Here is a 13,535-nt window from a genome sequence, read left to right as displayed (position 1 = left end):
TACCTTAACTAAAAATTAGTTAGTAGTAGTACGCTATTCAATCGCCAATAACTATTTGCATATTTCCAATTGCTTTCTTTCTTTGATGCTCATTAATCTATGCTCTACATCTTCTAATGTTATTTCACCAAGAACAACGAGTACCTTATCGTTTAGTAATGAAAATAATTCTGTAACATATTCACCCATTCCACTTGCAATTATACATTCTGAGCTAATATCTCCAGAATGCCATCTAGTATCAATCAATGGTATATTAACTGCATCATATATATCTCTCAATGTAATTTCTTTCCCAGATTTTGAAATAATATAGCCTCCATTTACACCAGCCTTTGTTTTTACCAGACCAATTTTCTTGCATTTTGACATTACCTTTCTGATTCTAACAGGATTTGTGCATAAATTTGCAGACAATTCCTCACTGGATCTTGAACATCCATCATGTGCCAAACATACCAAAGCATGTAGAGCAATAATAAACTCACTCATAATTTACCTCCTAAAAAATCAAAGCAGTCCTGCAAAAATCGGCACTGTCAATACACTCAATATGGTTGTGATAAAAACACATTTTGAAGAAAATCCAACACTCGTGTTATACCTCTCAGCCATAATAGTTGTAAAAGCTGGGCTAGGAAGTACCGCTGTATAAAACATTATAGCATACGGCAAGTTGGAATTGACATCAATCTTAAATATTTTTATCAAAAAAAGTAAAAAAATTGGTATCGCAATCATTCTTACAAAAGTCAATCTATATGCTTCTCTATCTGTAAACATCTCTTTAAAATCGTATTTAGATAGGGAAAGCCCCACTATTATCATCGAAAGCGGAACAGTTAGGCTTGAAACGTAATTCAATAAATCAAATGCCGGCTTTGGAATCTTGAATTGGGTAAAATAAATAAGCAATCCAATTACCACAGCAAAGTTTTGTCTTGTGAATATCACGTTTCTAAAATTAACCTTATCCTTTAGATTATAATTTAATGTAATTAGCTTTATTCCTAATGAAAATATCAATAAGTTCTGAACAATATTAGCCATTACCATAATGAATAAACCATCATTACCATACAATGAATACATTAATGGATATCCAATAAATCCATTGTTTGAAAACACTATTGCAAAAATCCAACTACCCACTTTCTTTTTATCTACCTTAAAAATTCTTGTAAGAAAATATGCAAAATTTGCCATAACAATATGGAAAACAAATGCCAGTAGTATTACTTTTGTAGCATCTCCTATCAACTCCGAACTAAAGGGTCTAATCATTGAAACAACGATGGTACATGGAATACTCACATCAACCAACAAATTAGTGAAGTCGTTTATCGACGAATGTGCAATAACCTTCCTAGCACCCAATATGTATCCAATAAATAGTAAAATAAATAATATCAATACGTTTGTAAAAACAATTTGCAATTATACATGCCCCCTTTTCCGTAGATACATTTATTATAACACATTACAAGTATAAAATCTATCAAGCTGTTAAAACAGATAACGTCAGCTTCTCAGTTGTCAACACATATGTTACACTTAATGAAAAGTTTTTCAGAAAAAAAGATCCCCAAACCGTTAGTTTCTACTCTAACTCTTGGAGATCTACACATTACGACAAAAATTTCTCATATTTTCAAATATAATTAATAATTTTTGTGTTCATGAATTTCTACAATAACCCTCTTTTCATTTTTTCAATGGCTCTTTTTTTAATTTTTCCAACAGCTGGAACGGAGATGTTTAATTCCTCCGACAAATCTTTTTGCGTTCTATCGTCAATATAAATACCTTTGATAATATTGTATTCTTTTTTCGATAGCTTCTTCATTTCTTGGATAATCGAAATATATTCATAATAATCATCCATTTTTTCAAGATAGTCTCTATAAGTTTTCATGTTGTATTTTTCATAGGCTGAAACATCGCACTCAATTGAACCATCAATATTTATAGTGCAGATATTACTCCTGCTTTTTACTGCATTTATACTAAACTCAATTTTTTTCGCATCAACATGAATTTCTCTCGATAAATTCTCAATATCGTCTTTAGTGATATAATCTCCTATCAAACTAATTTTTTCGCTACATCTTTTATATATAGATCCGGCTTCTCTAGATATTGAGATTAGACCATATTGCCTATACATATTTCTGATACTAAACTTTACATTATTTGTTAAATATGTACTTACTTTTACATTTGTTCTAAAATCATACTTTTTAATCGTATCTAAAACCCCAATAATACCTGTCTGAAATAAATCGTCATCGTCTAATCCTCTTGATTTAAAAGCGATAATATCAGAATCACGGCTAGTCAATATTCTTACGTAATCCATCTTGTCCAAAATAAAGTATTCCTTAGCAACATCATTACCATTCTGTGCCTCCCACAATAAAATTCTGTCTTTCCTGTCATTAATATCTTCTACAAGTATGTGCTCAAACTCTTCCTTTTTATCCTTATTATAATTTTCATTACAATAATAAACGAAGTCATCTATTTCCTTTCTAATATTGCCGCTGCACATGCCATGTATTCCCTCCAACATATCATCAAAAAATACCTAAGAAAAATTACATCGCATTCAACCTTGAAAAATAATAATTCAAAAATAATATTACAACACATAAATTGTTGTAATTAAATATTTTCACCTCCAGTTAAGCCAATATTACAAAACATCATCAAACAAAAATCAATATATTAATCTCTCCAATCATATTATAGGCAGTAAGAAAAAAAAATAAACTTAAAACTGCAAAAAAATACTATTCTCGTTTTTTTTCACATATTTTTAAAGTATTTATTCTTTTTTTGAAAAATAATATGAGATATCTTTATCAAAATATCTCATACACTTTATTTTAATTAAATTATAACATTTTCATTTTTGTTTGTTAATATATTTTATAAAAATTTAATTTTTTAAAACCTCTACCTGTAATCCTCATTTAGCACACGCAAAGAATTTAAAACTGCCAATACAGCCACACCAACATCTGCGAATATAGCCAGCCACATATTTGCCAAACCAAACACACTTAAAAATAGAACGATTATTTTTATCCCCATGGCTAAGAAAATATTTTGCCACGAAATTTTACTTGTAAATTTGGCTATTCTTATGGCTATAGGCATTTTGGAAATCTCATCAGTCATAAATACGACATCCGATGCCTCAATCGCTGCATCTGATCCCATTCCACCCATAGATATTCCAACATCAGATCTAGCAATTACAGGTGCATCATTAATTCCATCACCAATAAATGCTACATTTCCTTTTCCACCATTTGATTCAATAATCTGCTCCAATAAATTAACCTTATCTACTGGAAGTAAATTGGCATGGTATTCATCAAGACCTGCAATATCTGAAACTTCTTTAGCAACTAGCCCTGTATCTCCAGTTAGCATTACAACTCTCTCTATTCCAATATTTTTCAACTTATCAATAGTTTCGGCTATTCCAGCTTTTATTTCATCTGATATTTCTATACGTCCTAGATACAATCCATCAACAGCCACATGAACTTTTGTGGAGGAGTTCTCGCTCTCAGAATACGAAATCCCAAATTTTTGCATCAATCTGTAGTTACCTGCAAGGATTTCCTTTCCCTCATACACCATCTTTACTCCATGAGAAGATATTTCTTCGTACTCCGTCATATTCTTCTCATCTACAATCTCATCAATCTCCAAAATACCTGAAGCATATTTCACTATTGAAATCGCAATAGGATGTGTAGATCTACTTTCTGCAATTCCAGCATATTCGAATATTTCTCTCTCTGTGACGCCATCACTTAACACAACATTTGAAACTTCAAATGTACCCTTTGTAATTGTTCCCGTCTTATCCAAAACCACTGTATTCACTTTTCTCAACGCCTCAAGATAATTACTTCCCTTCACTAGAATACCATTCTTTGATGATATTCCTATTCCGGAAAAATACGTAAGTGGTATTGATAAAACTAATGCACATGGACAAGATACAACCAAGAATACCAGCCCTCTATATGCCCACTTAGAGAATGGTTCTCCTAAAATCAATGTAGGAGCAATTGCCAGCAATAAAGCCAAGCTCACGACAATCGGTGTATAATATTTAGCAAAAACAGAAATAAAATTTTCTGTCTTTGATTTTTTTGAAGTAGCATTTTCAACCATATCAAGTATCCTTGACACCGTAGAATCCTTCATTAACTTTTCAACTTCAACTGTAACTACTGATTTTTTATTGATTACACCTGAAAGCACTCTTTCGCCTTTTTTTATGCTTTTTAATACAGACTCACCAGTAATCGCAGAAGTATCAAACATACTATTTCCCTTGATAACCTTTCCATCAAGAGGGACCTTTTCTCCAACTCTTACAACAATTATATCCCCTATATTCACACTTTCAGGACTAACTTGAACTATTTCACCATCAACTAGTAAATTTGCTACATCCGGCTTTATATTCATAAGTGACTCGATATCTTTTCTAGACTTCGAAACAGCCTGTGATTCAAGCAACTCGCCAATTGAATAAAAAACCATTACTCCAACTGCTTCCGGATATTCTCCAATTATCAACGCACCAATTGTCGCTACCGACATCAAGAAATTTTCATCCATCAGCTTACCTTTGAATATATTTCTAATAGCATCTCCCAAAACCTCGTACCCCGCCACAAGATATGCTACAACAAATAATGCATTCGCAACAATTTCATTTTCTAATACCGATTTAAATACATATGCCGACAAACTAAGAATAATAGCCACAGCAATAGATATTATTTTTAACTTTTCTTCATTCTCAACTCTAAATATACTACTATTACTTTTATCGGCTTCAGTAGAACATGATGAGCAAGAAGAAGAGCAAGAACATGATTCACTTTTTGATTCTCTATCAGAATTATTTTCAATACCTTGTCCTAATACCTCTATTTTTAACCCAGGCTCAGTTGTGTCGATAATATTTCTAATATATCCAATTTGCTCTGTAACATTTTCATTTTCCTTTATATTTGCTATTAATTTTTTGTTTACAAAATTTAAAGACGCACTATCGACGCCTTCCATTTTTTTTACTTTTTCCTCAATAATACCAGCGCAGTGTGCACAATTTAATCCACCCAAAACAAACTCAACCTTCATAAAAAACCTCCCTTAATAGTACATTTCATTGACATGAGATAATCCGAACTCGAATATCTTATTTACATGTTCATCATCCAGTGAATAGTACACAGTCTTTCCCTCTCTCCTATATTTTACCAGCCTTGCCTTTTTAAGCACTCTTAACTGATGAGATATGGCTGATTGACTCATTCCCAAAAACTTTGCTATATCACAAACACACATCTCATTATCTTTTATTGCATAAATTATCTTTATCCTTGTAATATCTCCGAATACCTTGAACAATTCTGATAAATCATCCAAAACCTCATTTCTCGGTATACTCCTCTTGATTTCTTCAACCAATTTATCGTTAGTTTTTTGAATATCACATACTTCAATATCTGTTTCGTTTTCCAAAACGCAAACCTCTATTTTATCTACATTTATTAAGTCGTTTACATCCTTATCATTTGAAATAATTCCATTTTTCAACTCACGAGCCATAGTATTCTCCCTTCAAAAAAATTATTTATAATAATATATGAATAACTGTTCATATGTTTATATATTTATTATAATGTCTTTTTTATTTTTTGTAAATACATAAATTTTAAGAACAAAAAATATAAGAGCTATAATCAGCAAAGTGGCTTTTTCATTTTTTTTAAGTTTTATTCTATTAATTTTCCTCTATATTAAAAAATTATCAAAAAATACAAGTAAAAAAAGAGATCACACATTTATCCTTTTTTGAATAAAATATGTATCTCTTTTTTTAATAACACTATATCAGATAATCTTTTTTATACATTTAATACACAATGCTGTTATTATTTCCTGATTTTGTATATAAACCATAATAGTATGATTTTTTATTCATCAGTTCTTCATGTGTTCCTCTCTCAAGTATTCCCTCACTGCTCATTACGATAATTAAGTCGGCATCTTGAATTGTCGTCAATCTATGTGCAATTGTAATCGTGGTTCTTCCTTTTGACAATTTTTCCAACGATTCTTGAACCACCAGCTCACTATTGTTATCCAAAGCAGAGGTCGCTTCATCTAGAATAAGAATAGGTGGGTTCTTTAAAAATACTCGAGCAATTGAAATTCTCTGTTTTTGACCACCAGATAGTTTGACGCCTCTTTCACCGACATATGTATCAAATCCATGCTCAAGCTCCATGATGAAATCATATGCACCTGCCATTTTTGCAGCTTCAACTATTTCTTCATCAGTTGCGTCCTGCTTTCCATAAGCAATATTTTCTTTTATTGTACCAGAAAACAGATACACATCCTGCTGCACTATACCTATATTATTTCTCAGAGATTTCATAGTAATGTCGGTAATATTTATGCCATCTAACAATATTTCACCACTAGTTACATCATAAAATCTTGGTATCAATGCACAAACAGTTGTTTTTCCACTTCCAGAAGGTCCTACTAATGCTATATTTTGACCTTTTTTTATTTTTAAATTAAAGTCCTTCAATACGTAATCAAGATTTTCTTTGTATCTAAATGATACACTATTGAACTCTATTTCGCCCTGTACCGAATCAAGCTCTATAGCATTTTCTGAATCTACTATTTCAGACTCTATAGACATAACCTCATTGAACCTTTCGATTCCAGTCATACCTTTTTGGAATTGCTCCGTAAACTCTATTATTCTTTTTACAGTTGCCAATAATGATGTTACATACATTACATAAGCCAACATATCACCTGGTTCAATCCTCTTTTTCATTATTAGAATTCCACCAAATACAATTACTATAAGATACATTAGCCCATCTATACTTCTATTAACGGTATTAAACCCAGCCATTGATTTATAGAATCTTTCCTTAATCGAAAGAAACTTATTGTTGTCTTTCTGAAATTTTTCAAACTCTATATCCTCATTAGCAAAGCTCTTCACTACTTTTATCCCAAGTAAGCTATCTTCAATACTCGAATTCAAATCTCCAATATGAACTCTTTGCTTTTTCTGTTCATTACGCATTTTATTTTTAAACTTGCTTGAGCTCATAAACATTATAGGTATCATGACGAAAATAGCAATCGTTAGCTCAACATTTATATTAACCAAAATGATGAATGAAACGAAAAGCTTTATTGCACCTATAAAATATTCTTCCGGACAATGATGAGAAAACTCTGTTATATCAAACAAATCGTTAGTCATCCTAGACATTATTTGACCAACCTTTGTCTCATTGTAGTAGTTATCCGACAATGTTTGAAGATGCGAGTACACGTCTTGTCTCATGTCGGTTTCTATTTTCGCTCCCATTATATGTCCTATTGAAGCCATATAGTAAACAGCAATGAGCTCAATTATCTTTATTACCACAAATAGCAATCCTAATCTGATAATTATTTGCACGCTTATTGATGAAGTATCCACCATACCTATATTTGCGATATATCTCAATATCAATGGCAAGACCATTTCTGATGCAGTTGTCAAAGCTGCACAAAACAAGTCTATTATCAATATGTTCTTATATCTCTTAAAATATGGTAATACACTCTTTATTAAACTAATGTTTGTCATTATTTTTCGCTTGGTCAGCTTCATCTCCTTTCAAATCCAATTGTAAAATTATTTCTCTGTTCAACACCTCAATATAGGCATATGAAATGAACAATCCCATAAAAAACACACATAATATTAAATGACAAAATTCAACACTCAGCACACCGTTTACAATAATCTTCAATTCGCCACTCATGATATCCCTTACTCCTGAAATCAAAGTTATACCCGAAATGGCACCCATCAAGAGCATCGTAAATCTACTTTTTTTATATATGTTAATATCTCTACTCAAAATATTCTTGGAATATACAAAAATTATTGAAAAGGATAAAATAATAATCGTTTGATATGGATATATCGCCCATGAAAAACCAAGCTTCGTCAAGACAAAATTGAGCAAAAACAATGGTATCATTATTATTGAGGTTTCCTTAATAATTTTTTTGTTCACACCTTTAACCTTCATATTATCAACGCCTATCTATATAATTCGTCAAGTAATTGCTTTGCAGATTCTTTGATAGCTTCACCAGAATTATTCACTCCAAGCTGAGTATATATCTCTCCAACCTTTGTGTTTGTAACAAACAAGGCTTCAAATATCTCATCTATCAACGGTTCTGTTTCCTCTTGCTTCTGTTCTGGACCAAAAGGATTTGCAAAATATGTCTTGCTGATTCCTTTTTCATCAGTCGTACCTAATGCCTTTCTCTTTCCTTCAACGAACACAGACTTTGCTTCTTGCACATTTGTAAAATAGTTAAGTCCAATTTTTTCGTCATAGTTATTGGCATAAAGGAACATATCGACCTTAACGCCCTTAACTATATCCTTGTATGTTGAAACTGGAATTACGACTCTGGCATTGGTAGATTCTGGATTGAAGAAAATACTTCTATCCATATCTCTATATGCAGCACCACTTTCAAGGTCATCCAATCTGACAAAGGCTCCTATCTCTGTACCCTTTGCATATACTTGTCCATCTTTCAAATAGAAACTTCCCATATCATCAAATACAATGTCCATATCTCTAATTTGATCATCTGATATCATCCTTAAGGCTTCTATTGTTTCGGATTTTCCCGCACCCGAGTCACCCAAAAATGCAATATTCTTTGTGCTTCCATCCATCAATGTAATACTTACCATTGCACCATGAATAGGAAGCTTCTTTTTTGATATCATGGATACATTATGAAGTGTCAAACAGGTCTTTTTGATATAACCAAAATACTCAGCCTTTTTATTGTAGGCAACCTGTCCAACATATATGTCATTTTCTTTGTCATGATAGAATTTGCAACCCTCTTTATCAGTGTTCATACCAAATAAGCAAATCAAATCTGGTTTTTTATATCTTATTTCATCTACTGTTGCCAATTCGAAAAGATTTGCCAAAGAAACACCACTAGGCATAAAATCTTTGTGGAAATATATAAATGCAAGACTTTCCCCTATTTTGGCTGGATAACAGAACCAGTTTTCCGGACTTTCATTATACTCGACCATAGGATGAGTGAATATTTCATCGAAAGTACCAACCCTCTTATTTGAGGCTGGATGAACTAATAAAGGCGAATGTAGCATTATCGTACTGATAAATGGAATTGCAGCCAGCTTTCTATATGTATCTCCTGACTGCCATTCGATATTATTTAATAGAATACAAGCATTTGAGCCTGGATTTAGTTGTCTATATACCTGATTTTGGTGCCCTTGTAGCTTCTCACCAATCGTTCTATAAAAATTCAAAACCATATTATTAAAGTGATTGTCTATCTCAATAAATCTTTTCGCTGTCAACACGCTGTTATTTAGCTCTATTACACCAAATTTAAGTCTACTCCTAAAATAAGTATAAATATCTTCAAAAGTTTTTAAAAATAAATTTTTATCCTTTAAATAATCATCCTCTATCTCATCTATTTCCAAAATAAGTATTTTCTTCAAACAAAGAATAAAATCGCTGGCTGCTTGATGCTTTGATTTTTCTCCTATCAAGAACCTCGCAATTTTTCCATTTCTCTTTTTTATTATTGAAACATAACTCAGCATCAATTTCTCCAATTCCTTGCTGTTGACAAGCTCAAAAATATCCTTGTAATATGTTTCCTTATAATTGATTATTACTGGCGACTGACTGCCCTCACTATAATTAACCATTTTTATCACCCTTTCTCAATAAAAATTCTGAATTTGTATTTACAATATCTACCATTTTCCTTGGCGAAATTCCCTTTATCTGGGCTATTTCATCTATCGTAATTTCTAGATAATATCTCAACTCATTTTCACTGACATCTTTATTATACAACCATTTTAATGCACATAAACCGTCAGTTTCAATCAATATTCTATCTAATGGAACCTTTTTTGCCAAAGTCCTTATATTTTTATCCTCCAACAAAGCTGGTCCAAAAGTAAAATAACACCCTAAGGAAATATACTCATCTATATAATTTTCACAACTATACCAATGAACAATAAATCGCAGACTGTATTTTCTTATTATATCATAAATTTCGCCTTCCATATTCTTTGTATGCAAAATAACAGGAAAATTATTTTTATACGCAAAATATAAACTTTTCTCAAAGTTTGATTTTTGAATACTTTTATCCACATTTGACCAGCACGAATCCATTCCTATTTCTCCAACAAATGACGAATATTTTGACAGATTATTATAAAATATTTCTGTTTTTTCACTCCATGGTGTACTGTCAAAAGGATGAACTCCAACACTAATGTAAAAATTATTATTTATCGATTCAGAATATTTTTCCCACTTGTCGCTTTTTTTTAAAATTTCCCACTCATGAAAATTACTAATATTTATAATGGGAATAATGTTTAAATCAAAATACGACTCCAACTCATCTATATTTTCAACATGAGTGTGAAAGTCGTATAATAAAGCTTTATTTCCTTTTTCTTTTAATATATTATTACTATTTTTCATCAATAAGAAATCCCCCCTCAACAAGTTTTTTCTCAATTAAATCAAGATCTTCCTCACTTTCTGCTTCAACAGTATGATAATGAACATTGTCTGTCAACTTGCATAGCGGCTTGTTCGCATTTCCATCAAGACACTCCAAAAAATTCTGCACATGATTTCTATTTGAAAGATCTAGCTTTGCACTTATTTTCCCATAAAGCTCATGAATAACATAGACATCCAGTATTTTACCACCAAAATCAACTATAATATTCAATTCTTCTTCAGTGCGCATTTCATCATGAGAAACCTTAAATACCCTAGTATGTTTTTTTCTCATGATATCATCTAAAATATAACCTCTATTCGTTGAAATAATATTATGCTCAGAAGCTCTTAGGAGGGCGATATCTCCAACAATAATCTGTCTACTCACACAAAATAATTCTGCCAAAAATGAAGCAGAAACAGGCTTTGTAGAATTCGACAAATGTTCAATTATCATTTTTCTTCTACTATTGTTATCCATATACGACCTCCAGAACTCCTCCAAATAGTTTAAAATACCTTATTAAAATAATTAATTATTTCTTTGCCAATAAGTCTCTAATCTCAGTCAATAATTCCAATTGTGGATCTACTGCTGGTACTTCTTCAACAGCTTCTTCTTCCTTTTTGAACTTACCAGCTGCAGTATTTATTATCTTTACAAAAACAAATACACTGAATGCTATTATCAAGAAATTGATTATAGCCTGTAAAAATGCTCCGTACTCAAGATTTGCACTTCCAACTTTGACAGCCAAACCTGATATATCAACACCACCTGCTATAATACCAACTAATGGCATTATCACTTTTTCAACCAAAGCAGTAACGATAGCACCAAATGCTGCACCGATTACAACTCCAACTGCCATGTCAAGTACATTACCTTTCATAGCAAATTCTTTAAATTCTTTCATAAATCCTTTCATATTTTCCTCCAATTCAATATTCTAAAATTATTTTTTTTATAAATTATGAAATCTATGTTAGTATATTATACCACATAAAACTTGTAAATAAACAGCTATATATTAAAAATTAATCTGTTGTAGAAAATATCCTATAGTCCTAGAAAATCTGTTTAAATCCTTGATGTATGCAAAGTCCTTGCCATAAATTTTCTTTTCATACTCCAGATCTTCCTCTTCTCCAGTAAATATTCCCAGAACATTTCTATTAAGCATTTTCAAATTAAATATTTCTTGCGCAGTATCCTTTATTGCGATGTCACCTTCATAATCCTGAGCGTCAACATTTGGAAAACTTCTTACACCAAGATTGATCTTATCATTTGGTTTTCCATCACTCAAAACAATTAGGATTTTATTTTCCTCTTCTCTTAAATTCATTTGATTAGAAATGTACTTGAATGCCAATCCATCCCTATTACTTCCAGATGCTCTAAATTTAAAAATATTTGTATTTTTTCCTCTTGGATCTTTATAATCTCTATATTGTGTCACAACCAAATAATTAAAAAAATTACAAAACCCTGCCACTCTGGTTGGTATATTTAAAGATGTCAGTGCTTCCGCAATAATATATGCCTGTGCAGCAACATACTCCTCTCTTTCCAATTGTGAAGCCGAAACATCCAAAAGAATGTCTACCGTTATAGACTCCATTTCAAAACAATTATTTTTCACGAAAATCTTGTCATCATTTAAAAATCTATTTCTCCAAACTCTTGATGGAATAAGTCTTCCACTATTTGAAAAGCTATCCTCATCCTCTTCATCAGAAATAAATTTCTTTCTAATTACTTCTTTTAATTCATTAATGGATCTTCTGAAAATCAGTTCATTATCCTTGTAATACTCATAGTTCACTTCTCTTTGATTATCAATTGCTTTGGCAAAATACGGGTCATATTTTCCCTTTAAGAAATTCCCCTCAGTAATATGAAGTTTGATTCCTTCATGGATACCTGTACTTATATCTTTTTCAATATTTTTAAGAATAAATTGTGGATAAATCGCCTCACCGTATCTTGATTCAACCATTTTTTCCATCTCACCTTTGGAATACTCTGTGCTATTGCTTTTGGATTGGCCATCATCTGCTCTCTCATCTCTTACAATTTTATCCTCGTCAATAGCTTTCGTAAATTCAGCAGATTCAATAGAAACCTCGCCTATTAAATCTTTTGGATTAAATTTTTCTATATGCTTTTTTTTCATTTTGAAGTTCAGTCTTTGCTTTTCTTTTTCAACATCTTCCTTCAATTCATTCTCAGATTTTGCTTCTTCAATTTTCAAAAGCTCAAATTCAGCATCATTCGAATTTGAATTTCTATAGTTTTTATAAAAATATTTTAGAAAACAGGCGTTAAGTACCTTTATAATTTCATCTGTATCTCTTTCATTATTTCTTTTTCTCATAAAGCCTATCATTTCATCAGTGACATCTCTGATTACAACATATTTGCCAATAATCCTTGATGAATAGACAAACTCTATTTCTTCCTCCACAGTCATTTTTTCAAAATCACAAGCGGCATACTTTTCTTCAATTTCACTATAAAATTTTTCTCTATACTCTTTGGCTCCAGGTCTGTTTCTCAACAGATTTTCCGAAAAGCAATCATCAAGATAAATTTCGACCAGCTTTAAAAATGCATTCTTTAGACCAGTTTTTGGAATAGTTATTGATAGATATTCTAGCAATTTTTCCATATTTACGTCTTTATACACCTGACCCAACAGCATCATTCTATAAAACTGAAGATCTTCATTATCATACTCATCAAATAAATTTAAAGCAGGAACAACCGAATAGTCCTCTGATACCGTCCAAACAATATTCTCATTTCTCAACTTACTATTCATAATTATCCTACCATTT

The 13,535-nt window shown here is 31.4% G+C and carries 12 protein-coding genes; all 12 read right to left on the bottom strand.

Annotated features, from left to right (window positions below; all coding sequences use genetic code 11):
• Window positions 1-51: 51 nt before the first annotated feature.
• A complete protein-coding gene (locus FYJ71_RS01735; protein WP_154537088.1) occupies window positions 52-492 on the bottom strand; it encodes an RrF2 family transcriptional regulator in 441 nt (146 codons plus the stop codon).
• Between the two features lie 18 nt (window positions 493-510).
• Window positions 511-1,437: an AEC family transporter gene (locus FYJ71_RS01730; protein ID WP_154537087.1), complete on the bottom strand. Its 927-nt coding sequence runs from the start codon at window positions 1,435-1,437 to the stop codon at window positions 511-513.
• Between the two features lie 250 nt (window positions 1,438-1,687).
• Window positions 1,688-2,551, bottom strand: a complete 864-nt coding sequence (locus FYJ71_RS01725) for a sigma-70 family RNA polymerase sigma factor (protein ID WP_195836879.1) — start codon at window positions 2,549-2,551, stop codon at window positions 1,688-1,690.
• 407 nt (window positions 2,552-2,958) lie between these two features.
• Entirely contained in the window at window positions 2,959-5,178 is a 2,220-nt protein-coding gene (locus tag FYJ71_RS01720) for a heavy metal translocating P-type ATPase (protein WP_154537085.1), read from the bottom strand.
• Between the two features lie 12 nt (window positions 5,179-5,190).
• Window positions 5,191-5,649, bottom strand: a complete 459-nt coding sequence (locus FYJ71_RS01715) for an ArsR/SmtB family transcription factor (protein ID WP_154537084.1) — start codon at window positions 5,647-5,649, stop codon at window positions 5,191-5,193.
• Between the two features lie 307 nt (window positions 5,650-5,956).
• Window positions 5,957-7,714: an ABC transporter ATP-binding protein gene (locus tag FYJ71_RS01710; protein WP_154537083.1), complete on the bottom strand. Its 1,758-nt coding sequence runs from the start codon at window positions 7,712-7,714 to the stop codon at window positions 5,957-5,959.
• The gene (locus tag FYJ71_RS01705) at window positions 7,701-8,165 is read right to left on the bottom strand and encodes a hypothetical protein (protein ID WP_154537082.1); all 465 of its coding nucleotides are present in this window, start codon (window positions 8,163-8,165) and stop codon (window positions 7,701-7,703) included. Before FYJ71_RS01705 ends, FYJ71_RS01710 begins: the two co-directional genes overlap by 14 nt.
• Before the next feature lie 11 nt (window positions 8,166-8,176).
• The gene (locus FYJ71_RS01700; RefSeq protein WP_154537081.1) at window positions 8,177-9,865 is read right to left on the bottom strand and encodes a phosphoenolpyruvate carboxykinase; all 1,689 of its coding nucleotides are present in this window, start codon (window positions 9,863-9,865) and stop codon (window positions 8,177-8,179) included.
• Window positions 9,858-10,664, bottom strand: coding sequence for a TatD family hydrolase (locus FYJ71_RS01695; protein ID WP_154537080.1), 807 nt, complete (start codon window positions 10,662-10,664; stop codon window positions 9,858-9,860). Before FYJ71_RS01695 ends, FYJ71_RS01700 begins: the two co-directional genes overlap by 8 nt.
• Window positions 10,654-11,172: a transcription repressor NadR gene (locus tag FYJ71_RS01690; RefSeq protein WP_154537079.1), complete on the bottom strand. Its 519-nt coding sequence runs from the start codon at window positions 11,170-11,172 to the stop codon at window positions 10,654-10,656. The genes FYJ71_RS01695 and FYJ71_RS01690 overlap by 11 nt, the downstream gene beginning before the upstream one ends.
• A 55-nt stretch (window positions 11,173-11,227) precedes the next feature.
• Entirely contained in the window at window positions 11,228-11,620 is a 393-nt protein-coding gene (mscL, locus tag FYJ71_RS01685; RefSeq protein ID WP_154537078.1) for a large conductance mechanosensitive channel protein MscL, read from the bottom strand.
• A gap of 102 nt (window positions 11,621-11,722) precedes the next feature.
• Window positions 11,723-13,519: a vWA domain-containing protein gene (locus FYJ71_RS01680; RefSeq protein ID WP_154537077.1), complete on the bottom strand. Its 1,797-nt coding sequence runs from the start codon at window positions 13,517-13,519 to the stop codon at window positions 11,723-11,725.
• Between the last annotated feature and the right edge of the window lie 16 nt (window positions 13,520-13,535).

Origin of the sequence: Peptostreptococcus porci (genome assembly GCF_009695815.1) — a bacterium.
Lineage (GTDB): Bacteria > Bacillota > Clostridia > Peptostreptococcales > Peptostreptococcaceae > Peptostreptococcus > Peptostreptococcus porci.
Note: the sequence above shows the minus strand (reverse complement) of the source record. Positions and strands in the feature narration are given on the sequence as shown.

Coding starts and splice junctions, on each gene's coding strand:
- FYJ71_RS01735 (WP_154537088.1), bottom strand. CDS start 492: ATGAGTGAGTTTATTATTGCTCTACATGCTTTGGTATGTTTGGCACAT.
- FYJ71_RS01725 (WP_195836879.1), bottom strand. CDS start 2,551: ATGTGCAGCGGCAATATTAGAAAGGAAATAGATGACTTCGTTTATTAT.
- FYJ71_RS01720 (WP_154537085.1), bottom strand. CDS start 5,178: ATGAAGGTTGAGTTTGTTTTGGGTGGATTAAATTGTGCACACTGCGCT.
- FYJ71_RS01715 (WP_154537084.1), bottom strand. CDS start 5,649: ATGGCTCGTGAGTTGAAAAATGGAATTATTTCAAATGATAAGGATGTA.
- FYJ71_RS01710 (WP_154537083.1), bottom strand. CDS start 7,714: ATGACAAACATTAGTTTAATAAAGAGTGTATTACCATATTTTAAGAGA.
- FYJ71_RS01705 (WP_154537082.1), bottom strand. CDS start 8,165: ATGAAGGTTAAAGGTGTGAACAAAAAAATTATTAAGGAAACCTCAATA.
- FYJ71_RS01700 (WP_154537081.1), bottom strand. CDS start 9,865: ATGGTTAATTATAGTGAGGGCAGTCAGTCGCCAGTAATAATCAATTAT.
- FYJ71_RS01695 (WP_154537080.1), bottom strand. CDS start 10,664: ATGAAAAATAGTAATAATATATTAAAAGAAAAAGGAAATAAAGCTTTA.
- FYJ71_RS01690 (WP_154537079.1), bottom strand. CDS start 11,172: ATGGATAACAATAGTAGAAGAAAAATGATAATTGAACATTTGTCGAAT.
- mscL (WP_154537078.1), bottom strand. CDS start 11,620: ATGAAAGGATTTATGAAAGAATTTAAAGAATTTGCTATGAAAGGTAAT.
- FYJ71_RS01680 (WP_154537077.1), bottom strand. CDS start 13,519: ATGAATAGTAAGTTGAGAAATGAGAATATTGTTTGGACGGTATCAGAG.